Annotated in this window: 17 protein-coding genes; 12 read left to right on the top strand and 5 right to left on the bottom strand. The window is 72.5% G+C overall.

The features are described from left to right. Positions 1-100 precede the first annotated feature (100 nt). On the bottom strand, positions 101-2836 hold the full coding sequence (locus ACWEVS_RS32765) for an ATP-binding protein (RefSeq protein ID WP_452554527.1): 2736 nt from the start codon (positions 2834-2836) through the stop codon (positions 101-103). Between the two features lie 120 nt (positions 2837-2956). Here ACWEVS_RS32765 and ACWEVS_RS32760 point away from each other — a divergent pair, with 120 nt between their 5' ends. The 3 genes from ACWEVS_RS32760 (at position 2957) to ACWEVS_RS32750 (ending at position 6678) form a co-directional block, all read left to right on the top strand. Then, positions 2957-3862, top strand: a complete 906-nt coding sequence (locus tag ACWEVS_RS32760; RefSeq protein ID WP_449928620.1) for an alpha/beta hydrolase — start codon at positions 2957-2959, stop codon at positions 3860-3862. Further along, the gene (locus tag ACWEVS_RS32755; protein WP_452554525.1) at positions 3859-4692 is read left to right on the top strand and encodes an alpha/beta hydrolase; all 834 of its coding nucleotides are present in this window, start codon (positions 3859-3861) and stop codon (positions 4690-4692) included. The genes ACWEVS_RS32760 and ACWEVS_RS32755 overlap by 4 nt, the downstream gene beginning before the upstream one ends. Positions 4693-4866: 174 nt before the next feature. Continuing rightward, a complete protein-coding gene (locus ACWEVS_RS32750; RefSeq protein ID WP_452554523.1) occupies positions 4867-6678 on the top strand; it encodes a hypothetical protein in 1812 nt (603 codons plus the stop codon). Positions 6679-6872: 194 nt separating this feature from the next. Here ACWEVS_RS32750 and ACWEVS_RS32745 read toward each other — a convergent pair whose 3' ends face one another. The 3 genes from ACWEVS_RS32745 to ACWEVS_RS32735 are packed head-to-tail and all read right to left on the bottom strand — an operon-like array spanning position 6873 to position 9628. Beyond that, entirely contained in the window at positions 6873-7655 is a 783-nt protein-coding gene (locus ACWEVS_RS32745) for an alpha/beta fold hydrolase (protein WP_452554521.1), read from the bottom strand. A 3-nt stretch (positions 7656-7658) separates the two neighbouring features. Continuing rightward, positions 7659-8930, bottom strand: coding sequence for a cytochrome P450 (locus ACWEVS_RS32740; RefSeq protein WP_354915547.1), 1272 nt, complete (start codon positions 8928-8930; stop codon positions 7659-7661). Positions 8931-8944: 14 nt separating this feature from the next. Further along, positions 8945-9628: a class I SAM-dependent methyltransferase gene (locus tag ACWEVS_RS32735; RefSeq protein WP_452554519.1), complete on the bottom strand. Its 684-nt coding sequence runs from the start codon at positions 9626-9628 to the stop codon at positions 8945-8947. 138 nt (positions 9629-9766) lie between these two features. Here ACWEVS_RS32735 and ACWEVS_RS32730 point away from each other — a divergent pair, with 138 nt between their 5' ends. The 9 genes from ACWEVS_RS32730 to ACWEVS_RS32690 all read left to right on the top strand — a co-directional run bounded on the left by ACWEVS_RS32730 (position 9767) and on the right by ACWEVS_RS32690 (position 22823). Continuing rightward, the gene (locus ACWEVS_RS32730) at positions 9767-10297 is read left to right on the top strand and encodes a class I SAM-dependent methyltransferase (RefSeq protein ID WP_449928631.1); all 531 of its coding nucleotides are present in this window, start codon (positions 9767-9769) and stop codon (positions 10295-10297) included. A 139-nt stretch (positions 10298-10436) separates the two neighbouring features. Next, positions 10437-11159: a helix-turn-helix transcriptional regulator gene (locus ACWEVS_RS32725; RefSeq protein ID WP_452554517.1), complete on the top strand. Its 723-nt coding sequence runs from the start codon at positions 10437-10439 to the stop codon at positions 11157-11159. Positions 11160-11469: 310 nt separating this feature from the next. Continuing rightward, positions 11470-12420, top strand: coding sequence for a DUF1702 family protein (locus tag ACWEVS_RS32720; protein ID WP_354915537.1), 951 nt, complete (start codon positions 11470-11472; stop codon positions 12418-12420). Next, complete coding sequence (locus tag ACWEVS_RS32715; protein ID WP_452418250.1) at positions 12417-14282, top strand: FG-GAP repeat domain-containing protein; 1866 nt, start codon at positions 12417-12419, stop codon at positions 14280-14282. The genes ACWEVS_RS32720 and ACWEVS_RS32715 overlap by 4 nt, the downstream gene beginning before the upstream one ends. Positions 14283-14284: 2 nt before the next feature. Continuing rightward, positions 14285-15211: an enediyne biosynthesis protein UnbU gene (locus tag ACWEVS_RS32710; protein ID WP_449928637.1), complete on the top strand. Its 927-nt coding sequence runs from the start codon at positions 14285-14287 to the stop codon at positions 15209-15211. A 10-nt stretch (positions 15212-15221) separates the two neighbouring features. Continuing rightward, positions 15222-20750: a type I polyketide synthase gene (locus ACWEVS_RS32705; protein WP_452554515.1), complete on the top strand. Its 5529-nt coding sequence runs from the start codon at positions 15222-15224 to the stop codon at positions 20748-20750. Continuing rightward, positions 20717-21166, top strand: coding sequence for an acyl-CoA thioesterase (locus tag ACWEVS_RS32700; RefSeq protein WP_452554513.1), 450 nt, complete (start codon positions 20717-20719; stop codon positions 21164-21166). The genes ACWEVS_RS32705 and ACWEVS_RS32700 overlap by 34 nt, the downstream gene beginning before the upstream one ends. Continuing rightward, entirely contained in the window at positions 21163-21897 is a 735-nt protein-coding gene (locus tag ACWEVS_RS32695; RefSeq protein WP_452554511.1) for an NADPH-dependent F420 reductase, read from the top strand. Before ACWEVS_RS32700 ends, ACWEVS_RS32695 begins: the two co-directional genes overlap by 4 nt. Then, positions 21894-22823: a hypothetical protein gene (locus ACWEVS_RS32690; RefSeq protein ID WP_354915521.1), complete on the top strand. Its 930-nt coding sequence runs from the start codon at positions 21894-21896 to the stop codon at positions 22821-22823. Before ACWEVS_RS32695 ends, ACWEVS_RS32690 begins: the two co-directional genes overlap by 4 nt. Here the strand turns inward: ACWEVS_RS32690 and ACWEVS_RS32685 are convergent. Then, a complete protein-coding gene (locus tag ACWEVS_RS32685; protein ID WP_452554509.1) occupies positions 22820-23554 on the bottom strand; it encodes an AfsR/SARP family transcriptional regulator in 735 nt (244 codons plus the stop codon). The two genes, ACWEVS_RS32690 and ACWEVS_RS32685, sit on opposite strands and share 4 nt — an antisense overlap. Positions 23555-23695 lie beyond the last annotated feature (141 nt).

Below are 23695 nucleotides of genomic sequence, written 5' to 3'. Positions count from 1 at the left end.
CCGTCCGTTGGCCGGGCGTCCCGCGCGGGTCGACCGGCCTGCGCGCCCAGGGCGCCGCGCCTGCGCGAGGGGTGTCGCGTCTACGCGCAGGGTGTCGCGTCTACGCGCTGAGGGCGTCGCCCAGGTGCCTGCGGGAGGTGACGCCGAGCTTCCTGAACACCTTGCGCAGGTGGTACTCCACCGTGCTCGCACTGATGAACAGCTCGGCGGCGATCTCCTGGTTGGTGGTGCCCCCCGCGGCGAGCCGGGCCACCCGCAGCTCCTGAGGTGTCAGGTCGTACCTGGCGCTGGGAGTGCGGACACGGGCCTGCTCCCCGGTGGCGGCCAGCTCCATCCGGGTCCGCTCGGCGAAGGCGGCGGCGCCCATGGCCACGAACCTCTCGTGGGCGGTCCGCAACTGCTCGCGAGCGTCGAGACGGCGGTTGCGCCGCCGGAGCCACTCGCCGTAGAGCAGGTGGGTGCGGGCCACCTCCGTGGCCAGCGGGGTCCGCTCCAGCAGTGCGAGCGCCTCCCGGTAGAGCCGCTCGTCGTCGGCCAGGAGAGCGCGGCTGCGGGCGAGCACGCCCAGCGCCCACGGGGTGCCGCTCGCCTCGGCGCGCTCGCTCAGTCGCGCCAGCGCCCGCTCGGCCACCGCGGTGTCGTTGTTGCGCACCGCCGCCTCGACCAGATCGGGCAGGACCCCGCCGCCGTAGTGCGGCGGATCGGCGGCGTAGCCGGCCTCCCCTGCGGCCTGGGCTTCGGCGTAGCGGCAGTGGCCGAGCTCCAGCAGCACCAGGGCGGCGCGGGCGAGCTGCACCTGGAGCCCGCCGGGCCGTTCGGCGTCGGGCCCGGCCTGGATCGCCACGGCGGCCAGCGTGCGTTCCCTGTCACCGCGCCAAGCGTGCAGCATGACGTCGCTCGTGCCGGCGAAGCGCAGGTCCGCGCCGATCGCCGCCGCCACGTCCATGAACTCGGCGAAATGCGCCTCGGACGCGGCGAAGCGGCCGCAGAGCAGCGCGTGGGTGGCCGAGCCGTGCGCGCCCGCCTGGAGCATGCGCAGCGCGCCCTGGCGGCGGGCCGCCGCCGAGAAGCGCCGCGAGCAGTCGCCCAGCGCGTCGATGTCCCACAGGTCGAGGGCGAGGACGGCGCCGAGCAGGAACCAGCGCGCCGCGTCGCCGTTCTCCGCGCCTTCGGCCTGCATGGCGAGCAGACCCTGCCGCATCAGCGGAACCGCCTCGCGGTAACCGACGGCGACCATGGTGGCGTGCGCCGCCAGCAGCACGTCCGCGATCGTGGGCTCACCCGGTACGGCGGGCGCCCGCAGCGCGGCCCTGGCCACCCGCTCGGCGCTCATGCCGGGGCCGACGCGGGCCACGACGATGGCCGCGTCGAACGCCTCCAGCAGGGTGTCCCTGGCGGCACGCGGGTCCGGCCCGGCCAGGACCTGAGCGGCCTGGAGCAGCAGCGCCACCGCGCCTTCCCTGCCGAGCATGACGTTCAGGAAACCGCGCAGCCGCATGGCGTAGGCGTCCAGCGCCGCGACACCCAGATCGGGGGTGAGCAGTTCCAGCAGTTCCTCGCCGCGGTGCGGCGCGCCGGCCGTCAGTGCCGCCGCGCAGGCCGCCAGCAGCCGGCCGTTGCGCTGCGGCCCCGGCGGGGTCAGCTCGGCGGCCCGGCGCAGGAAGGCGGCCTGCGCCAGGTGGCCGCCGCGCTCGCGCGCCCGCTCGGCGCTGGCCTCCAGCTCGGCCGCGACGGCTTCGCTGGGGCCGTCGGCGGCCGCGGCCAGGTGCCAGGCGTGCCGGTCGGCGTCCCGCACGGGGTCGGTGACCGCGGCCAGGGCCGCATGCGCCTGCCGCCGCCGGGACGCGGCGGCTCCGCCGTACACCGCCGAGCGGATCAACGGGTGGCGGAAGTGGGTACCCGGGTTCGAGGCCAGGAACTCGCCGCGCTCGGCTCGTTCGACGGCCGCCTCGATGCCGGCGGGAGGCGCGGCCGACAGGTGCGCGACCGCCTGCCGTACCAGGGCAGGATCGCCGGTGGGGTCGGCGGCGGCGACCAGGAGGACCTGCTGGGTCAGCGAGTCGAGATCGCCGACCTGGCGCAGGAAGCGCGCTTCGAGCCTGCGGTCCAGGGACAGCGGCTCGCCGAAGCCCGGTTCGGCCAGCTCGCCCGCGGCCAGCCCGCGGCCGAGCTCGCGGATGGCCAGCGGGTTGCCCCCGGTCTCCTCGAGGCAGCGCCTGACGATCACCCGGTCGATCTCGGCGCCCAGGGAGGAGTCCAGCAGCGCCAGGGCCTCGTCGTCGGGGAGCCCCGCTACGTGGAGCTCGTCCAGCCCGGCCAGGCAGGCGAGGGCGGGGTCACCGTCGCGGACACCGAACAGCAGGACGATCCCGTCGGCGTACAGGCGGCGGGCGACGAAGGCGAGCACCTCCAGGGACTCGCGGTCCATCCACTGGGCGTCGTCGCAGACGGCCAGGACCGGGCGGTCGGCGGCGGACTCCGCGAGCAGGGTCAGCGCCGCGAGCCCCACCAGGAAACGGTCCGGCGGGGCCGCGCGCAGCAGGCCGAAGGCCGTCTCCAGTGCGTCGCGCTGCGGCCCCGGCAGCCGTCCGCGCTCGCCGAGGAAGGGCAGCAGCAGGCGGTGCAGTCCGGCGAAGCCCAGCTCCTGCTCGGCCTCCACCCCGGCGACCCTGGTGACCTGTAACCCGGCCGCGGCGCCGACCGCGTGGTCGAGCAACGCGGTCTTGCCGATGCCCGCCGGGCCGCTGAGGACCAGCACGCCGCTCAGACCCGCTGCGGCTCTGCCCAGCAGGCCGTCGAGCTCGGCGGTCTCCGCCTTCCTGCCACGCAGAACCATGGTCTCAGACTAAGGGTTTCCCTGATCGGCACCTGAAAGGCTAAGGGGTTTCAAGGACTCGATCGCCGGGTCCGAGGGGGGATGGTTCTCGGGACATCACTCACGTCCTGGAGAACGTTCATGAGCAAGCCCGTTCTGGAGCCGGCCGCGCAGGCCTTCGCCGACGCGACGGCGAACCCGCCCTACCTGTTCGAGCTGCCGCCCGAGGAGGGCCGCAAGGCCGTAGACCAGGTGCAGTCGCCCGAGATCGAGGTGCCGGGCACCACCCGGGAGACCGTCGAGAACCTCACCATCTTCCGGCCCGCCGACGCGACCGGCCCGTTGCCGGTCATCCTGTACATCCACGGCGCCGGCTGGGTGTTCGGCAACGACCACACCCATGGCCGGCTGGCCCGCGAACTGGCCCGGGGCACCGGCGCGGCCGTGGTGTTCGTCAACTACAGCCTCTCGCCCGAGGCCCGCTACCCGGTGGCCAACCAGCAGAACCGGGCCGCCCTGCACTGGGTGCTCACCCATGGCGCCACCTTCGGCCTGGACGCGGCCAGGATCGCGGTTGCCGGCGACTCCGTCGGCGGCAACATGGCCGCCGCGCTCACCCTGACCGCCCGCGAGCACCTCAAGGCCCAGGTGCTGTTCTACCCGGTCACCGACGCCGGCTTCGACACCGGCTCCTATCGGCAGTTCGCCACCGGCTACTTCCTGCGCCGCGACGCCATGCAGTGGTTCTGGGACCAGTACACAACCAGCGACGAGCAGCGCGCCGAGATCACCGCCTCGCCGCTGCGCGCCACCACCGAGGACCTGGCCGGGCTGCCGCCGGCGCTGGTCATCACCGCCGAGGCCGACGTGCTGCGCGACGAGGGCGAGGCCTACGCCGACAAGCTGCGCCAGGCCGGGGTGCCGGTGGTGGCCGTGCGCTACCAGGGCGTCATCCACGACTTCGTCATGCTCAACGCGCTGCGCGACACCCACGCCGCCGAGGCAGCCATCAACCAGGCCGTCTCCTTCCTGAAGGGCATCCTGTGAGCCACGACTTCCAGCAGATCGAGCAGGCCAACGCCACCGGCAAGATCCCCGCGGTGTTCGTCCACGGCCTGTGGCTGCTGCCCAGCAGCTGGGACCGCTGGGCCCGCGTCTTCGCCGAGGCCGGCTTCGCACCCGTCACCCCCGGCTGGCCCGACGACCCCGACACCGTCGAGGAAGCCAACGCCCACCCGCAGGTGTTCGCGCACAAGACGGTCGGCCAGGTCGCCGACCACTTCGCCGACCTGATCGCCACACTGGACCGCAAGCCGGTCATCATCGGCCACTCCTTCGGCGGGCTGCTCACCCAGATCCTCGCCGGCCGCGGTCTGGCCTGCGCCGGCGTGGCCATCGACCCCGCCCCCTTCCAAGGGGTGCTGCCGTTGCCGATCTCCTCGCTGCGCGCCGCCGCCCCGGTGCTGGCCAACCCCGCCAACATCCACCGCGCCGTGCCGCTGACCTACGAGCAGTTCCGCTACGCCTTCGCCAACGCCGTCACCGAGCAGGAAGCCCACGAGCTCTACGACACCTTCTGCGTCCCCGCCCCCGGCGCGCCGCTGTTCCAGGCCGCCGTCGCCAACGTCAACCCGTGGAGCGAGACCAAGGTCGACAGCCTCACCCCCGACCGCGGCCCGCTGCTGATCGTCTCCGGCGAGAAGGACCACACCGTCCCCTGGGCCATCGCCAACGCCTCCTACAAGAAGCAGGCCCGCAACGAACACCATCCCACCGAGATCATCGAGATGCCCGGCCGCGGCCACTCCCTGACCATCGACAGCGGTTGGCGCGAGGTCTGCGACACCGCTCTCGCCTTCGTGAAGAAGGTGCTCTGACGCGCCGACTCCTCCTCGCGCGGCGCGTCATCGCCTCGGGCTGACCGGCGGCCGGGCCCGCGGCGGCCGGGGGCGGCCCCGGCCGCGAGACCTCCTGCGAGGGGCGGAAAGATCTCGGATCCGGGGTTTGCCGCCCGGGTTATCCTCGGCTCGCCCCCGAGCCTTGGAGCCGCGATGTCACGCAAGCTCAGGACCCTGTTATCACTCTTCGTGCTGGCCGTGACCCCGCTGGTCGCCGGCCCGTCGCCGGCCGTGGCCGCGGCGCCGTCCGGTGCCGCGGTCACGGCACCGGACGGCGAGAAGTGGATCACCCTGGTCACCGGAGACCGGGTGTTGCTGCGGCCGGACGCGCCACGCGGACAGGACGTGGTGGTCAGACCCGCCCGTGGGCGCGACCAGGTACGCTTCCGCAGCTACACCGACCACGGCGACACCTATGTGGTCCCGTCCGACGCCGAGGGACGCGACCGTGAGCTGTTCAACCTGACCAGGTCGGGAGGAGCGCGCCGGGCGGCGGCCACGACCACGGCGGCGGAGACCTTCGACGTCACCATCCGCGTGCTCGACCACCAGGGCCGCCCCACCTCGACCTGGTCGGCGGTGTTCAACAGCCTCGAGGTGGAGCAGTCGTTCTCCCCCCACGACCCCTCGGGCACGGTGGTGGCCAAGCTCCCGCGCGGCTCCTACTACCTGCAGGCGGAGGTGCGGACCGGGCCGCTCGTCACGCACATCGTCGAGCCGCTGTTCGTGGTCGACGGGGACCGTACGCTCGACCTGGTGGCCACCGAGGGCAAGCCGGTCGGCATCACGCTGGACCGGCCGGAGGCGGTCGGCGGCGAGGTCGCGTTGATCTTCGAGCGGTACACGCCGGACGGCCGGTTCGTCGGGCAGGGGTACCACGCGGTGAACTTCGCCGACACCCTGGTGCGTCCGTCGACCACGGCGGCGCCGCCCGGACAGTTCACCTTCTACGTCGCCGGGCGCTTCGCCAAGCCCGACGGCGCGGGCGGCTTCGCGGGCAGCCCGTACCTCTACCACCTCCAGTGGGTGCAGCCCGACAGGGTGCCCGCGGACCTGGTGCGGCACATCCCCGACGGCAACCTGGCGACCGTCGACTCGACGTTCGCCGCGTCGGCCCCCGGCAAGGTCGGCCAGAAGGACTACCTGGTCTCGGCGCCGCTGCCGTTCTCCCTCAAGGAGTACTACATCCCCGACACCCACTGGCTGTCGTCGTTCGGCCAGTTCGACGGCGCGGTCGGGGCCACCCCCGAGATCATCACCTACAGCGGGCCCAAGGTGTTCACCGCGGGTACGGTCTCGCGCGAGAGCTGGGGTGTGGCCGCGTTCGGGCCGTCCTTCCCGCCGGCGTGGCCGTGGTCCTGGACGAAGGCGGTGCGGTCCGGCGACACCCTGGACGTCGAGATCCCGCTGTTCACCGACCAGAACCCGATCAGAGAGACGCGCTCCACGGTCGACCGGGCCGCCACCGTCCTGTACCGGGACGGCAGGGTGGTCGGGCACACCGCGCTCCCCGGCAAGGGCTCCTTCACCTTGCCCCCGGGCGACGGCTCCTACCGCCTGACGGCCACGGCCCGCCGCAGCGGCGTCTCGGGCCTGTCGGCCGAGGTCCGCGCGTCATGGACGTTCAGGTCCGGCACGGGCGAGCAGCGGCTGCCCCTGGCCGTGGTCCGGTTCGCGCCCGGCCTGGACGAGTACAACCGGGCGGCGTCAGGGCCCTTCTCCTTCCCGGTCTACGTGCAGCGACAGGACGGCTCCACGCCCAGCGCCGTGCGGCGGCTGAACGTCGAGATCTCCTACGACGACGGCCGGTCGTGGCGGTCGGTGCGCCTGGAGGGCACGGGCGACCAGTGGAAGGCGACGGTCTGGCACCCCAGGTCGGGGCACGTCTCGCTACGCGCCGCCCTTGTCGACGCTTCCGGCAACCGCGCCGAGCTCACGATCCTGCGGGCCTACCGGATCCGCTGAGCCGTAACAGCCGAGGACCCCGCCATGGAGATGGCGGGGTCCTCCGCGTGATGCGCCTCCTCGTCGAGACCGTGCCCCCTTCCGCGTCCGCAGCGGCGGCGGGGGCGAGGGCGAAGGGGGGCGGGGGCGAGGGCGAGGGCCGGCATCCACGGCGTGAGGGGAGGACGAGGCGACCTCGTCCTCCCCTCGACGGTTCAGCCGGTCAGCAGGAAGGAGCGGATCAGGCCGACCATCTCGGCCGTCTTCTCGAAGATCGCGAAGTGGCCGCTGTCGACCTCGGCGTAGGCGCTGCCGGGAATGGCGGCCCGCAGCTCCCGCGAGCGTTCCACCGGGACGATCTCGTCCCGGGTCAGCCCGATCACCAGCGTGCGAGCGGAGATCTTGGGCAGCAGGTCCCGGATGTCGGCCTGGAGATCCAGCTCGATCTGGCGGGCCAGGCCGGGAGCGGGCTGGTTGGCGGCCAGCACGGCGTTCAGCCCCTCGTCGCTGAGCGCGCTGAGGTAGCCGGGGGTGAAGCCCTGCAGCATGCCGAACCTGCTGAACAGGTCGAAGTCGGTCCGGGCCAGATCGCGCCAGAGCCCGAAGTTCAGCCGGTGCCGTACGTCGTCCCCGTGCGCCCAGCCGGCGATGAGCACGAGGCTCCTGACCAGGTCGGGGTGGTGCGCGGCGGTGGCGGCGGCCACCACCGCGCCCAGCGAGGCGCCGACCAGATCCACCGGACCCGGCGCGGCCGTCCGGGCGACCGCCACGACCTGGTCGGCCAGGCTCTCGACGGTCAGCGGCGCGCCGCCGTCCGTGGTCCTGCCGCTGCCGCTCAGGTCGGGCGTGACGACGGTACGGCGGTCGGCGAAGCCGCCGACCACGTGGCCCCAGCTGGCCTCGGCGCCCGCCTGCGTGCCGTGCAGCATGATCAGGCCAGGGCCGGAGCCGGTGAGCGCGTAGTGCACGTCGGCGTCGGCCACAGTGACCGTGGGCATGGGCTACTTCCTCCTGGGCGGGTAGTCGGTGACGGGGGTGAAGGCGACGGGCAGGCTGGCCAGGCCGCGGAACATCGAGCTGCGCTGGTAGACGAACTGCTCCTCGGGGATCGTCACGCGCAGGTCGTCCAGCCAGATGAGGCGCTCCAGGGCGGCGGCGATCTCCAGCCGGCCCAGGATGGCGCCCAGGCAGTAGCGCATGCCCGCACCGAAAGACATCGGCTGCACGCCGGTGCGGGTGATGTCGAAGCGGTCGGGGTCGGGGAACTCCGCGGGGTCGCGGTTGGCCGCGCCCATGAGGGCCACGACGAAGTCGCCGGCGGGCAGCGTGACGCCGCCGAGCTCGACGTCCTCGGTGAGCCTGCGGCTGTTGGACTGCACGGCCGAGTCGTAGCGCAGGCACTCGCTGACCGCGTCGGCCATGCGGTCCGGGTCCTGCCTGAGCAGCCGGATCTGCTCGGGATGGTGGATGAAGGCCAGGATGCTGTTGGAGATCTGGTTGGTGACCGTGTCGTGCCCGGCGAAGACCACCGAGATGATCGTGCTGATGATGGCGCTCAGCGTGAGCGGCCGGTCGCCGCCGCCCCTGCCCTCCTCCAGGGCCTCCAGCATGACGCCGATGAGGTCCTCGCCGGCCCGGTCGGGCCGTTCGGCGATCAGCTGGGCCAGGTAGTCGCTGAACTGGCCCATGGCGATGTGGCCGATCCTGATCTCCTCCTCGGTCGGGACGAGATCCAGGGTCGGGGCGATGTCCAGCGACCAGACGCGCACCTTCTCGTGGCCTTCCTCAGGCACGCCGAGCAGCTCACAGATGAAGATCAGCGCGAGCGGCGCGGCGAAGTCCTTCACCAGGTCCATCTCGCCGCGCCGGACCAGCGGCTCGAGCAGCTCGTCGACCACGCGGCGGATCTGCGGCTCCATCGCCCGCATGCGCTTGGGCTTGAAGGCCGGGCTGATGAGGGAGCGCAGGAACCCGTGCTGCGGGTCGTCCTCGAAGAAGATCGTGTCCCGCATGACCTCCTTGAGCGCGCCGGGGCCGACCATCTCCTCCCAGTGGTCGCGGACGTTGGCGCAGGCGAAGCGCTTGTCGCTCATGGCCGTGCGCACGTCCTCGTAGCGGGTGACGTACCAGGTGCCGTCCTTGCCGCGGTGGACCGGGTCGTGGCGGAGCAGCCAGTGGTAGAAGGGATAGGGGTCGCGCTGGTAGGTGGGGTCGAGGCAGTCCAGGCCGGTGGCGGGAACGGGGGAGTCGGTGTCGGTCAGCTGTGTCGTCATCGGTTGTCTCCGGGTCAGCCGCGGACGGCTTCGACGGCCCAGGCGGGCAGCCGCCCCCGTCCGCGATCGTCGGTGTCGAGGTTGAGCCCGGCGGACCGGAAGAATCCGGTGGCCGTCGCGGTGACCAGGAAGGTGTCCACGCGCAGCGCGGTGATGGTCCAGCCCGCGCCGCCCAGGGTGGTGCGGAAGTCCTGCTCGGAGATCGTGAAGACGCCCGGGACCTCGACGGTCACCGCGTCGGAGAAGCAGACGACCAACAGCTTGGCGCCGGGCCTGGCGGCGCGGTGGAGCTCGGCGGCGTAGCGGTCGCGCTGCTCGGCGTCGAGGCAGTCGAAGACGCCGCTGTCGATGATCGTGTCGAAGCGGCAGTCGTAACCGCGCAGGTCGGTGACGTCGGCGACGGCGTACTCCACCTCGGCGCCGCGGTCGCGCGAGCGCTGCCGTGCCCACTCGATCGCGGTGGGCGCGATGTCCACGCCCGTCACCCGGTATCCGCGGGCGGCGAGGAAGATCGCGTTGTCGCCCGCGCCGCATCCGACGTCGAGCACGTCGCCGCTGACCTGCCCCCTGCCCTCGAACTCGATGACCACCGGTTGTGGTTCCCCGATGTCCCACGGGACCGTGTCGAATTCCATCCCCGGCACCGGAGACGCACCCCGGTAGAGGGTTTCGAAATCGGCGGCTACTGTCTCCGACATGACGACTCTCCTCCAGAAATGCCCTTTTTGCTCCTTTCTATAGGAAAGGGAAGGACGTGAGCTGGGGGCGTTTCTTGCTGCTGACAGATTCTTTTCGATCTCCGCCAGATTCCGTATGTGGCGGGATACGTTGTCACCATGGCTGAAAAAGCGGTACCTGAGCGTTTGTCATGGGCGGTGGAGACGCTGGAGCTCGCGCCTTCGGATCGTGTGCTGGAGATCGGATGCGGCCGCGGCGTCGCCGCCGCGCTCGTCCTCGACCGGCTCAAGGAGGGCACCTTCGCCGCCATCGACCGGTCGCGGGTGGCGATCGAGGCGGCCAGGCAGCGCAACGACGTGAGCGTCGCGGCGGGCAGGGCGAGCTTCGAGGTCATGGGACTCGAGGAGGCCGCGTTCGACGACGGCTCCTTCGACAAGATCTTCTCGGTCAACGTCAACCTGTTCTGGACGCGCTCCCCGGCCAGGGAGCTGACCGCGCTGCGCCGCTGGCTGGCTCCCGGCGGCAGCCTGCACCTGTGCTGGGAGCCGCCCGGCGCGGGACGCGCCAGGGAGATCGTCGACAAGGTGGTCCCCGCCGTCGAGGCGCACGGGTTCGCGGCCACCCCCGTGACCGACGTCACCTCCACCTCGGCCGCCCTGGTGTGCATCGTGGCCCGCCCGCGCGACTGAGTGGTCCGAAGGTTGTACGGCGGGCTGCCTCTTTCGGTCCCGCGGTCCGACCTTCGGTCCGGATGCGTTGAAGGAGCCCGTTCGCCGCGTAGCGTCGCGGACATGGCCGATCCCGGTCGAACCTCTGGAGGGGATGGCTGTGAAGGTGAACGGATCCACGAGCGGGCTCCCCGTCCTGGAGCAGGCGAGCTACCACCACTCCCTGCACGGGGAGAGCGCCGGCTTCCTGCGGGTGGCCGTCCATGTCGACAACGACCTGGTCAGGCACGGCCTCAACGTCATGCTCGGCGCGCTCGCCCCGGTACGGCACGTCCGGCTGTGCGCGCTCCGCTCCGAGGTGCTGGAGCTGGCCCGCCAGCGGGCGTTCGACCTGCTCATCCTCGGCCTCGGCGGGCTCAACGGGGCAGAGGTGTGCATGCTGGCCGCCGAGGTGTGCCGGCACGACGTCAAGGTGCTGGTGCTGATCGCCGGGGTGGACGAGGACGGCCTCGACCTGGCCACCGCGGTGCCCTGCAACGGCTTCCTCGTCCAGGACGAGCTGACCGCCCAGGCGTTGGACGCCGCCATCTCCGGCGTGGTGGCCGGCGACGTGCCGATGCCGTCGTTCCTGGCCAACCGGCTGCTGAGCCGGGCCAGGGCGGACTTCCGCCAGTCGCAGTCGCGTATCAACACCCTGACCCCGCGCGAGCGTGAGGTGCTCGACCTGTTGGTCGAGGGGCTCGGCAACAAACAGATCGCGCTGCGCCTGCATATCTCACAGCACGGCGTCAAACGCCTGGTGTCCAATGTTCTGGCGAAACTCAACTGCTCGAACCGGACCCTCGCGGTGGCCATCGCCTTGCGGAGCGCATACGGCGCCTAGTCGAAATTTGTGTTTTTCCATCACGTCCCCGCCTTGATGTGCGGGGGCGTGATTTTCGCTGTTCGGCGGCTTTTGGGCTAGCCGGATGGCTACCCCTAGGGGGGTGCCCATCTAGGTCTTCAGATAAGGCGTCGTCCGTGCTGATATGAGGAAAATGGTGATGATTTATATAGAAAAATGAGAAAGGGGGACAGGCGATGCGCCAAATCAGAGTGAAAAAGCCTAGAAGGGCACCCGTGGCACTCGAAACTCTTGATCTTCGCACTCCTTCCGGCCGGGTCCTGTCCTACTAGATCCAGTGAGGTAGACCATGACCGCGACACTGCTACGTCGCGCGCTCGCCCTCGATCCCGCGCGGCTCACCCTGGCCCGGCTGGGCTTCCCCCAGGCCGCCCCCGGCGTGCGTGACCGGCTCGACGAGGTGGTCCGCAGCTTCGTGCGCGGCTACAACGACGGCCTCACCCAGTCCTCCGGCCCGCTCGACCTGTCCGGCGTCACGCCCGAGTTCCGTGGGTTCGCCTACGAGGGCGCGGCCATGAGCAGGTGCCTGCTCGACGTCCTGAGCCTGTCAGGCGGACGGCGGCTGCGCGACCTGCGCGAGGATCGGGGCGCGGGCTACATCCATCTCATCACCGTCGGCGCGGGATGGGCCTACGCCCGGCTGCGGCTGCCGGTCTGGCGGCTGGCCCGCCCCTGGCATCCCCTGCTGGGCTGGCTGGCCTGGGACGGCTGGGGCTTCCACCAGGCGTTCTTCCGGCCCGAGGCGGTCTTCGGCCGGCAGTGGATCGAGCGCGCGGCCCGCGGCCCGGTCAGAGCGATCAGGGACCAGGGCGTGGGCCGCGCGCTGTGGTTCTACGGAGCCGCCGAGCCCGAGCGCGTCGCGGCGACGATCGAGCGGTTCGCCCCCGAGCGCCGGGGCGATCTGTGGGCCGGGATCGGGCTGGCCGCCACCTACACCGGCGCGCTGGCGGCCGACGGCGTGGACGACCTGGCCGCTCTGGCCGCGAGCCACCGCGCGGACCTCGCCCAGGGCGCCGCCTTCGCGGCCAAGGCGCACCACCTGTCCGGCATCGAGCCCGCAGGCACGGCGATCGCCGTGGAGAGATTGACCGGCGCGGATCTGGCCACCGCGGCTGCGTGGACCGACCGCGCCTTCGAGCAGGTGGTCAGCCTGCCCAGCTCCACCACCGCCTACGAGGCGTGGCGTGCGCGGATCCGCCACGCCTGGGCGGAGGCCCACCAGGCGAAGGAGACGACATGATCGAAAGACTGCGGACGGGTGCGGCCGCCTTCTGCTCGGTGGTGCTGATCACCGGCGGGGTCTTCGCCGCGCAGGCTCCGTCCATCTCCGCCGCGGAGGAGGACCGGCTCGCCGGTCGCTTCGCCTTCCGGCAGACGGCGCTGAACACGACCGACACCCGGCGAACGGTCCGGGCGGTGGCGCCCGCCTACAAGCGGATCAGCCACTGGATCTCCTCCGTCGGCGCCGGTCTGGCCATGGACGACGTGGACGGCAACGGGCGCCCGGACGACGTGTGCCTGGTGGACACCCGGGACGACTCGGTGACGATCCGCCCGGTGCCCGGCACGGGCGACCGCTATCCGGTCGTCACGCTCACGCCCGGCAGCCTGCCGTACACCTCCACGATGGCGCCGACGGGCTGCGTGACCGGCGACTTCGACCAGAACGGCAGCACCGACGCGATGGTCTACTACTGGGGCCGCTCGCCGGTGCTGTTCCTGCGCACCGGGAGCACGTTGGCCTTCACCGCGCAGGAGCTGGTCAAGCCGTACCAGGTGTGGAACAGCAACGCGGCCTCGCTCGCCGACGTCGACGGCGACGGCAGGACCGACATCGTGATCGGCAACTACTTCCCCGACGGCGCGCGGGTGCTCGATCCGGCCGCCCGGCAGGACGAGCTGCACATGCAGACCTCCATGTCGTCCTCGGTCAACGGCGGGGTCAACCGCATCCTGCTGAACGCGGGCAAGCCGGGCGAGGCGCGGTTCTCCGACGTGCCCGGCGTGCTGGACGCGGCCGTGGCCAGGAGCTGGACGCTGGCCATCGGCGCGCAGGACCTGAACGGCGACGGCCTGCCCGAGCTCTACTTCGCCAACGACTTCGGCGCCGACCACCTGCTGCGCAACCTGTCGACGCCGGGCCGGCCCCGCTTCGAGGTCCAGGGCGGCATCAGGCACCTGACGACGCCCAAGTCCAAGGTCCTGGGGCGCGACTCCTTCAAGGGCATGGGCGTCGCCTTCACCCACCTCAACGACGACGGCGCGCCCGACATGGTGGTGAGCAACATCACCGAGGAGTTCGCCCTCCAGGAGAGCAACTTCGCCTGGGTCAGCACCCGGCGCGAGGTGCTGGGCGCGGGCGGCACGGCCCACTACGACGACCTCAGCGAACCGCTCGGGCTGTCGAGGTCGGGCTGGGGCTGGGACATCAAGGCCGGCGACTTCGGCGGGGACGGCGACGTGCAGGTGCTCCAGGCCACCGGGTTCGTCGCCGGTGAGGACAACCGGTGGGCGAACCTGCAGGAGCTGGCGATGGCCAACGACGTTGTGGTGAGCAATCCCACCATCTGGCCACAGGTAATCCCGGGCGATGATATTTCGGGATCTGATCCCAATCCCTTCTTCGCGCGAGACCGGGACGGCCGCTTCCACGACATCGCCGCCCGGCTCGGCGTGGCGGACCCCGGCGTCTCCAGGGGAATCGCCCTGGCCGACGTGGACCACGACGGCAAGCTGGACTTCGCCGTGGCCAACCAGTGGCGCGCCTCCTACGTCTACCGCAACACCAGGCCCACCGACCTGCCGTACCTGGGCCTGACCCTGAAGCGGCCCGCGGGCTGCGGCTCGTCGACCGCCACGACCCCGGCCGTCGGCGCGAGCGTGACGCTGCGCTCGGGCGCGGCGGGCATCTCCGCCGGTCAGCTCTACCCGGCCAACGGCCACGGTGGAGTCTCCGCCGCCGAGCTGCTGTTCGCGCTGGCCGACCCGAAGGCCCCGGTCCCGGTCACCGTGACCTGGCGTGACGGGTGCGGCACCCGCCACACCACCGACGCCACCCTGAAGCCGGGCTGGCACGAACTGGTTCTCCGTCCGGAGGTATGACCATGAAACGCGACCCCAGGACGGCGGCCCTGCGCCGGTTCGCCCTGTCCATCACGGTCTTCAACATCGTCGGCCATCTCCTTCTCGGCTTCGAGCAGGCGTACGTCACCCCGATCGCCACCATCCTGCTGGCCTACGTGCTGGAGCTCGGACTCGAGACGATCGACGCGCGGGCCAGGCGGCGGCCGGCGAAGTACCTGGGCGGCTGGGTCAAGCTCATGGACTTCCTGCTGCCGGCGCACATCAGCGCCCTGGCCTGCGCGATGCTGATGTACGCCAACGAGCGGCTGGAACCGGTGCTGCTCGCGGTGGTGATCGCCATCACCTCCAAGTACCTCTTCCGCGTCATGGTGATCGACCGCACCGGCAGGCGGAGCGTCCGGCACGTGCTCAACCCGTCCAACTTCGGGATCGTCGTTGTGCTGCTGGCCTTCCCCTGGGTCAGCATCGCGCCGCCGTACCACTTCACCGAGTTCGTCTCGGGCCCGGTCGACTGGATCATCCCGCTGGCCATCCTGTCCGCGGGCACCATGCTCAACGCCAAGCTCACCGGGAAGATCCCCCTCATCCTCGGCTGGGTCGGCGGCTTCGCGGCGCAGGCGCTCATCAGGACCGCCGTGGACGGCACCTCGACGTGGAGCGCCCTGCTGGTGATGAGCGGGACGGCGTTCATCCTCTACACCAACTACATGATCACCGACCCGGGGACCACGCCGGTGGCCCGCTGGCGGCAGGTCGCGTTCGGGGCGGGGACGGCCGCGGTCTACGGCCTGCTGGTCTCCTTCCACATCGTGTTCGGCCTGTTCTTCGCGCTGACCATCGTGTGCGCCATCCGGGGCGTCGCGCTCGCGCTCGTCTCGATCTCGCGGCGCAGGAGCGCGCCCGCCGGCGAGCCGGTCCTGGTGCCGGAACCCGCCGTCGCCCGCTGAGGAGCTGATCATGAGTTCTGCGATCGCCATCGTGGGGACGGGCTGCCGATACCCTGACGCCCGCGACCCCGGGCAGCTGTGGGAGCTGGTCCTGTCGCGCCGCCGGGCCTTCCGGCCGATCCCCACGGTCCGGCTGGGCTCGGGCTACCGCAGCTCCGATCCCGGCGACCCCGACCGCACCTATGTCGGGTACGCCGCGGTGCTGGAGGGCTGGGAGTTCGACCGGTCCCGCTTCCGCATCCCAGGCCCGGTGTACCGGGCCACGGATCCGGCGCACTGGCTGGCCCTCGAGGTCGCCGCGGACACGCTGGCCGACGCCGGGTACGGCGGGGCCGAAGGGCTGGACCGGCGACGCGTGGGCGTGGTGGTGGGCAACACCATGGCCGGGGAGTTCAGCCGGGCGGCGGCCCTGCGGCTGCGCTGGCCGTACGTGGAAGGCGTGATGCGCGAGGTGCTCGCGGCCGAGGACCCCGCGCGCCTGCGTGGCCTGCTGGCGCGGGCCGAGCAGATCTTCAAGGCGCCCTTCGCCGAGCCGTCCGACGAGACCCTCGCGGGCGGGCTGGCCAACACCATCGCCGGCCGCATCTGCAACTACTTCGACCTGGGCGGCGGCGGCTACACGGTGGACGGGGCCTGCTCGTCGTCGCTGCTGGCGGTCATCACGGCCTGTACGGCGCTGCGCGAAGGGGAGGTCGACTTCGCCCTGGCGGGCGGTGTCGACCTCAGCCTCGACCCCTTCGAGCTGGTCGGGTTCGCCAGGACCGGCGCGCTGGCGAACGGAGCCATGCGCGTCTACGACGCCCGGCCCACGGGGTTCTGGCCCGGCGAGGGCTGCGGGATGGTCGCGCTGATGCGGTTGGACGACGCCCTGGCCGCGGGCCGCGCCCCGGTCGCGGTCATCAGCGGCTGGGGCGTCTCATCGGACGGTCAGGGCGGCATCACCCGGCCCGAACGGGGCGGGCAGTTGCTGGCGATTGAGCGGGCCTACCGGCGCGCCGGGTGGGGGCCCGAGACCGTCTCACTGTTCGAGGGACACGGAACCGGCACCGCTGTCGGCGACAGCGTGGAGCTGGCCGCCCTCATGGAAGCCCAGCGCGGCGGCCGCGAGCTACCGCCCGCCGCGTTGGGCTCCATCAAGGCCAACATCGGCCACACCAAGGCGGCCGCCGGGGTGGCGGGGCTGTTGAAGGCGGCCACCGCGCTGCAGCGCCAGGTCATCCCCCCGACCACCGGCTGCGAGGAGCCGCACGAGCTGCTGCGTGCGGCCGACGCCCCGCTCCGCGTCGTCGCGGGGGCGGAGCCCTGGCCCGACGCGCCTCTGCGGGCGGCGGTGAGCGCCATGGGGTTCGGCGGCATCAACGCCCACGTGGTGCTCGAAGCCGCCATGCGGCCGGTGGGTCGTCCCCTTACCGCGCCCGAGCGCAGCACGGCCGGGCGTCCGCGCGGCCACGAGGCGTTCGTCTTCGCCGCCGACACCGTCGAGGAGCTGGCGGCGACGCTGGCGAGGACCGCCGAGGTGGCCGCCGCGATGTCCTTCGCCGACCACGTCGACCTCGCGGCGAGCCTGGCGGTCTCGACGGGCCAGCGCCGGTACCGGGCCGGCATCGTGGCGCGGGATCCGGCACAGCTGGGCAGGCGCGCGGGGCAGGCGGCCGCGATGCTGGCCGGGGCAGGCGAGGCCAGGTTGCTCACCGCTCCGGGGATCTTCGTCTCCGGCATCGCCGAGGGCCGGGTGGGCCTGCTGTTCACGGGACAGGGCGCGCCGGTGCCCACCGGTCCCGGCGCTCTTTCCTCCGTGCTGCCCGAGGTCCGCTTCGGCACCGGGGAACGCGGCGACGGGCCCGTGGACACCTCGGTCGCCCAGCCCCAGATCTTCTCGGCGTCCATGGCCGGCCTGCGCTGGCTGGACCGCCTGGGGGTGACCGCCGTCGCCGCGGCCGGGCACAGCCTCGGCGAGATCACCGCCCTGTGTTGGGCCGGCGCCTTCTCCGAGCCGGACGCCCTGGACCTGGTCACCTTCCGCGGCCGGGTGATGAGCGAGGAGGGCGAGGCGGGGACGGGCATGGCCGCCGTCCACGCCCCGGCCGAGACCGTGGCCCGCCTGATCGACGACACCGAGCTGGTGATCTCGGCGGACAACGGCGCCTCCCAGGTCGTCGGCGGCCCGGTCGGCGAGCTCGAACGGGTGCTGGCGAGGGCGCGCGAGGCCGGCCTGCAGTGCACCAGGCTCCAGGTGAGCCACGCCTTCCACACCAGGGCCATGCTCGCGGCGGAGTGGCCCCTGTCCAGCCACCTGGCCGAGATGGAGATGGCGCCCATCTCCCGGCCCGTCTACTCCACGATCCTGGGCGCCAAGGCGACGCCCGCGACGGACCTGCGACGGGCGCTGGCGGCGCAGGTCACCGGTCCGGTGCTGTTCCGCCAGGCCGTCGAGCTGCTCTCGCGCGACTGCGACCTGCTCGTGGAGGTGGGGCCGGGCAGGGGGCTGGCGACCCTGGCCGCAGGCATCACCGACGTGCCCGCCGTCTCCCTGGACGTGGGAGCGGCCTCGGCCGAGGGACTGTGCCAGGTGGCCGCCGCGCTGCATGCCGTCGGCGCCGTGGACGATCTGCGCGCCATGTTCGCCGCGGGCTTCCACCGGCCCTTCGACCTGTGGCGGGACCCGTCCTTCCTGGTCAACCCGTGCGAGCGGACGACAGGGGAGCTCCCGGTCCCCGCCGAGCCCGGCGGGGACGCCGCGGCCGGCGACGTCGACGCGCTGGTGCGCGATCTGGTCGCCGCGGCGCTCGAGCTGCCGAGCGAGGCGATCAGCGAGAGCGACCTGCTGATCGGCGACCTCCACCTCAACTCGCTGCGCGTGGCCCAGCTCGTGGTGGACGCGGCCAACGCCTGCGACCGGGCGGTGCCCGAGCTGCCGCCGTCTCTGGCCGACGCCACGGTGGCCGACCTGATGGCCACCGTGCGGGAGCTGCCCTCCGGGGCCAGGGAGGCCGAGCCTGCGGTGCCGCGCGGCCTGTCGCCCTGGCATCGCCTCTTCGTGCCCGAGGCGCATCCCGTGGAGCCGCCCGACGCGCCCGCCGAGCCCCATGCCTGGCAGGTGCACGGTCTCGCGCCGCTGCGTGACGCGGTCGAGCCACGCCTGGTCACGGCGCCGCACGGGCCTCCCGCGGTGCTGGTCTTCCTGCCCGCCGACCCCGGCGATCAGGACATCGCCGTCCTGGTCGACGCCTCCCGTCAGGCCGTGGCCGCCGGAACGCCGCTGGTCGTCATCGACCAGGGCGACACCGCCTCCGGCTTCGCGGGAACGCTCCGCCAGGAGCACCCCGGCCAGATCGTCCGCCTGGTGCGCGCCGACTGCCCCGGACGCTGCCCGGTGGCCGCCGAGGCGCTGGCCAAGGCGATCGCCGCTCCCGCCGACATGGCCGACGACCTGCTCGTCGACGACGACGCGCGGATCTTCGCCGTCACCCACCGGCCGCTGGAGCCCGCCACCGGCGCGCACATCGGGCTCGGCCCCGACGACGTGGCACTCGTCACCGGTGGCGGCCGGGGCATCGGCCTGGAGACCGCTCTCGCGCTGGCCTCACGAGGGGTACGGCTGGCGCTGCTCGGCCGCGGCGACCCCGACCACGACGAGGAGCTGCGCGCCAACCTCGAAAGGCTGCGGGAGGCCGGGGCGGCCTTCCACTACATCGCGGCCGACGTCTGCGACGCCGCCGCCGTCCGCCGCGGGGTCGCGCAGGCCACGCGGGCCCTGGGCACCATCACGGCTCTCGTGCACAGCAGCGGCGTCAACCGCCCGGCCAGGTTCACCGACCTGAGCGCCGCCGACTTCGCCGAGCACGCCGCGCCCAAGGTGGGCGGGCTGCGCACGGTCCTGGACGCGCTGGACACCGACCGGTTACGCGTCGTGATCACCTACGGATCGGTGATCGGCAGGTACGGCCTGCACGGCGAGGCCCACTACGCGCTGGCCAACGGCCGCATGCGCGAACTGGTGCGCACCCTGCGGTCCCGCCTGCCCGCCGCCTACGTGTGCAACCTCGACTGGACGGCCTGGTCGGGCGCGGGCATGGGGGAGCGGCTGCACGTCCTGCACGACCTCGAACGGGCCGGTGTCACGCCGCTACCCGCCGCCCGCGGCGTGCAGTTCCTGCTCCAGGTGCTGGCGACGCGCCCGGAGCCGGCCTCGATCGTGATCTCCGGCAGGCATCCCGCGCTGGACCGCGCCGCGGACACCGCACCGGGAACGGCCCGCTACCTGGAGCACGTGCGGCTGCACGTGCCCGGTGTCGAGCTGGTGGCCGAAGCCGTCCTCACCGCGGAGCGGGACGCGTTCCTGGCCGACCACCGGATCGATGGGCTGCGCGTGCTGCCCGCGGTCTGCGCCATGGAGGCCATGGCGCAGGCGGCGCGGCTGCTGACCGGGCAGGCCGCGACCTGCCTGGAGTTCGGGCGCTTCACCCGCCCGATCGTGGTCCCCGAGGAGGGTGGCCGCACCATCCGCATCTGCGCCCAGGTGCGCGAGGACAAGGGGGTCGACGTCGCGATCCTCAGCGACGAGACCGGCTTCGCCGTCGATCACTTCAGCTGCCGGGTCGCGGGCCCCGCGCAGGAGGCGGCGATCCCCGAGGTCCTGGAGGTACCGGCGCGCCGGTCGCCGGTGCCGCCGCACGAAGCCGCCCGGCTGTACGGCCCGCTGTTCTTCCATGGGCCCGCCTTCCAACTGCTGCGAGGCTACGAGCATCTGGAGGCCACCGCGTGCACCGCGGTGCTCGCGCCCGGTGGTGCGGCAGGCGACACCGAGCTGGGGGACCACGCGCGCAACGACGCCACCATCCATGTCCTGCAGGCGTGCGTTCCGCACCGCCGGCTGCTGCCGGTCGGCTGCGACCGCCTGACGGTCCACCGGCGGGCGGCCGCGGGCGACCACCTGGTGCTCGCGGCGGCCGAGCGGTCCAGGCAGGGCGCCGACTACACCTACGACGTGGTGGTCTCCCAGGCCACGGGAGAGCCGGTCGTCACCTGGGAGGGGCTGCGGCTGCGGGACGTCGGGCCGCTGCCGGCCTTTACCCGCTGGCCGCGGCTGCTCCTGAGGCCCTACCTGACCCGCGCACTCGCCTCCCACCTGCCCGGTGCGGACGTCGAGCTGGACCTCGGCGAGGACCTCACACTCGAGGTCCTGCCGCCGGACTCCGCGATGCTGGCGGGCGCCGAGCTCGCGCGAGCCGTACCGGACGGCGCGGACCCCTGGCCCGGCCTGACCCGCGAGCTGGTACGGCTGGCCGCCGAGCCGGTAGGCCACGTGCTGGCCCGCACGCGCGGCCTCCGGGACTGCCTTGCCAGGGCCGGACGCGACGACGAGGCGCCGCCGGAGATCCAGGGCGTCTACGACCAGGGCTGGGCGGTCCTGCGGGCGGGCGACGACCTGCTGGTCTCCGCCCTGGTGCAGGTCGAGGGGGAGGACGACCCGGTCGCCATCACCGCATTCATGGAAGGAGAGCAGTGCGCCCTTACTACGCCTATGAGCACCTCGTGACCTTCGCGGACACGAACCTGGTCGGCAACGTCTACTTCGCCCGGCACCTGGCCTGGCAGGGGGAGTGCAGGGAACGCTTCCTGGCCGAGCACGCTCCGGAGATCCTGGCTCAGCTGGGCGACGACCTCGCGCTGGTCACGCTGGCGTGCTCGTGCGACTACTTCGGCGAGCTGTACGCCTTCGACCGGGTCTCCATCCGCATGACCCTCAGCGGCATGGAGCAGAACCGCGTCACCATGGGCTTCGCCTACTACCGGGTCAACATCGACCCCGCGCAGCTGGTGGCGCGGGGATCCCAGACGATCGCCTGCATGCTTCGCACGGAGCGGGGGCTGACGCCGGTGGCCGTTCCGGACCGGCTGCGGCGGGCTCTCGAGCGCTATTCGGATCAGCTGGTAGGTGGAGGAGTGCAGTGAACACACAGATCCTGCGATGGCGCGAGGGCACGGCACGGCGCCGGGTCGCGGCCATGCCGTCAGGTACCAAGACCGCGATCAGCATCGTCGGCTGCGGCCAGATGGGCTCGGCGCTGGCGCGGGCGCTGTCCGGCAAGGGCACCCGGCTGTTCGTGACCAGCCGGGTGCGCCGGTCGGCCGCCCAGCTGGCGCGGCAGGTCCAGGGCGCCGTCGCCGGTCCGCTGGAATGGGCGGTGGCCAACGGCGACGTGGTGATCCTGGCCACGCCGGTCGACGCCACGTGCGAGGAGATCGCTCCGCGCATCCAGGGCCTGGTGAACGACAAGGTGCTCATCGACGTGTCCAATCCCGGCCTGGTGGACAACCGGGGCCGGCCCGACATCTCCGCCGCCGAGCGCATCGCGCAGGCCATGCCCGGCGGGTACGTGGTGAAGGCGCTGAACTGCGTGGCCGCCAAGCGGCTCGGCGAGCTGAGCTCCGGCCACGAGCGGCTGACCATTCCCGTGGCGGGTGACGACATGTGGGCCAAGGCCTGCGTGGCCGACCTGGTCCACCGCATCGGCTTCGACACGGCCGACGCCGGAGCGCTGTCGAGCAGCCGCTGGATCGAGGGGCTCAGCTGGCTGCTGTTGCAGATCGAGAACTCGGCCGACGCGGACGAGACCGTGCGGCTGCCCTTGCTGCGGGTCGCGGCCGCCGAGGCGGGCGCCGCTCAGGGAGGAATGTCATGACCGTCACCCAGCAGCCCGTGCGGCCGGCCGCGGTACCCACCCGGCGCGCCCTGGTCGTCGTCCTGAGCGTCGTGGGCGGCGCCGTGCTGAGCATGATCTGGTCGGCGACGTTCGTCGACAAGGTCATCGGCGGCACCGTCGCCACCACCCTCCTGGGAGGCGACCCTCAGGACTTCGCCTTCACCGGCACCGCGGCGGGGATGATCTTCGCCTTCGTCACCGGCGTGGCGGGCACCTTCACCGCGTGCAACGTGGCCGTCTTCGGTGCCCTCGCGCCGATGTTCGGCGAAGGGGAGGGGGTGCGCGGCCGGATGGTCAGCGCGCTGCGCCCGCTCGGCTGGCTCGTCGTGGGCATGGTGGTGGTCTCCGCCACCTACGGCGTGATCGCCGCCCTGGTGGGCGACGGCATGCCGCAGGCCTCGACCGCGCCCTCCGGCCCCGGGCTCTCCCCGCGCTCCGTCCAGTCCATGGTGGCCTTCGGCCTGATCGGGCTGGTGATGATCTATCTCGGGCTGGCCGCGCTGAACGTGGTCCGCGACCCGCTGCGGCGGATCTCGGCGCGCTTCCCGCACGCCCGTGTCCTGCTCATGGGCGCGCTCATCGGCGGGTTCCTCGTCGGCCGCCCGTACGGGCTGTTCCGGCAGCTCTTCCGGGACACCGCCGCCAGCCACGACCCCTTCTACGGCGCGCTGGCCTTCGTCCTGCAGTCAGCCGGCAACATCCTCCTGGTCGCGGTGCTCTTCCTGGCCCTGGCCGGGTTCGCGGGTGGCCGGCTGCACCGGTGGTTCACCGCCAAGCCGGGCCGGGCGGCCGTGGTCGCCGGGTCGGCGCTCCTCGTGGTCGGCGTGTTCACCCTGCTGTACTGGGACGTCAGGCTGCTGGCCCGCCGCGAGCTCATCTGGTATCCGATGGCGCCCTGGTCCTAGCCGATCGACAGCACCTCGCGCTGGACCCGTTCCACTTCGGGGGACGGGTCCACGCCCAGTTCGCTGTCGAGCACGGCACGCAGGTGCTCGTAGGCCAGCAGCGCCTCGCTGCGCCGTCCGGACCGGTGGAGAGCCGTGATGAGCTGCGCGTGGAACCACTCGTTCAGCGGGTGGGTCGTCACCAGCCCGCGCAACTCGCCCACGAGCTGGCGGTGCAGCCCCAGGTCCAGCTCGGTCTGGATGACCAGCTCGTACGCGTGCAGCCGCTTCTCCTCCAGGAAGACCGCGTGGGCCTGCAGCGCCCGCCCCTGGGCCACGGTGGCCAGGGCGGCGCCGGTCCACAGGTCCAGCGCCTGCCGGAACGTGCGGGCGGCGGCTTCCCTGTCGCCCTCCTCGAGCAGCCGGTGACCTTCGTCGAGACGCCGGTGGAACAGCGTGGCGTCCACGGTGTCCTCCTCGGCGCGCAGCAGGTAGCCGTGCGGCGTGGTGACCAGGCGGGCCCGGCCCAGCAGCGTGCGCAGGCGGTAGACGTAGGTCTGGGCGGTCGTCACGGCGGTCTTGGGAGTGCGCTCCCCCCAGAGCTCGTCCACCAGCGCGTCCAGCGGCACGGCCTGGTTGTTCCCCTGGAGGAGCAGCAGGGAGAGCACCTGGCGCAGGCGCGCCGCCCTGGGCGTGATGTCGAGGCGGTCGCGGCACACCGCGACCGGGCCCAGCACGCGGAACTCGATCATCTGAGCACCGTCCTTCCGCCCCGTGAACGGATCGACGGTACGGCCGGCCCCCGCCGTGGACAAGACCGCTCACCGAAGGTTCGCTTCGCGGTCCGAAGGATACAAGGGCTCGCGGACTCGCCATAAGGTGAGGGGGTTTGG

This window comes from Nonomuraea sp. NPDC003754 (assembly GCF_053605785.1).
Note: the sequence above shows the minus strand (reverse complement) of the source record. Positions and strands in the feature narration are given on the sequence as shown.

Bases quoted from the DNA above. Each gene is read 5' to 3' on its own strand.
- ACWEVS_RS32765 (WP_452554527.1), bottom strand. From the start codon at position 2,836: ATGGTTCTGCGTGGCAGGAAGGCGGAGACCGCCGAGCTCGACGGCCTG.
- ACWEVS_RS32760 (WP_449928620.1), top strand. From the start codon at position 2,957: ATGAGCAAGCCCGTTCTGGAGCCGGCCGCGCAGGCCTTCGCCGACGCG.
- ACWEVS_RS32750 (WP_452554523.1), top strand. From the start codon at position 4,867: ATGTCACGCAAGCTCAGGACCCTGTTATCACTCTTCGTGCTGGCCGTG.
- ACWEVS_RS32745 (WP_452554521.1), bottom strand. From the start codon at position 7,655: ATGCCCACGGTCACTGTGGCCGACGCCGACGTGCACTACGCGCTCACC.
- ACWEVS_RS32740 (WP_354915547.1), bottom strand. From the start codon at position 8,930: ATGACGACACAGCTGACCGACACCGACTCCCCCGTTCCCGCCACCGGC.
- ACWEVS_RS32735 (WP_452554519.1), bottom strand. From the start codon at position 9,628: ATGTCGGAGACAGTAGCCGCCGATTTCGAAACCCTCTACCGGGGTGCG.
- ACWEVS_RS32730 (WP_449928631.1), top strand. From the start codon at position 9,767: ATGGCTGAAAAAGCGGTACCTGAGCGTTTGTCATGGGCGGTGGAGACG.
- ACWEVS_RS32720 (WP_354915537.1), top strand. From the start codon at position 11,470: ATGACCGCGACACTGCTACGTCGCGCGCTCGCCCTCGATCCCGCGCGG.
- ACWEVS_RS32715 (WP_452418250.1), top strand. From the start codon at position 12,417: ATGATCGAAAGACTGCGGACGGGTGCGGCCGCCTTCTGCTCGGTGGTG.
- ACWEVS_RS32710 (WP_449928637.1), top strand. From the start codon at position 14,285: ATGAAACGCGACCCCAGGACGGCGGCCCTGCGCCGGTTCGCCCTGTCC.
- ACWEVS_RS32705 (WP_452554515.1), top strand. From the start codon at position 15,222: ATGAGTTCTGCGATCGCCATCGTGGGGACGGGCTGCCGATACCCTGAC.
- ACWEVS_RS32690 (WP_354915521.1), top strand. From the start codon at position 21,894: ATGACCGTCACCCAGCAGCCCGTGCGGCCGGCCGCGGTACCCACCCGG.
- ACWEVS_RS32685 (WP_452554509.1), bottom strand. From the start codon at position 23,554: ATGATCGAGTTCCGCGTGCTGGGCCCGGTCGCGGTGTGCCGCGACCGC.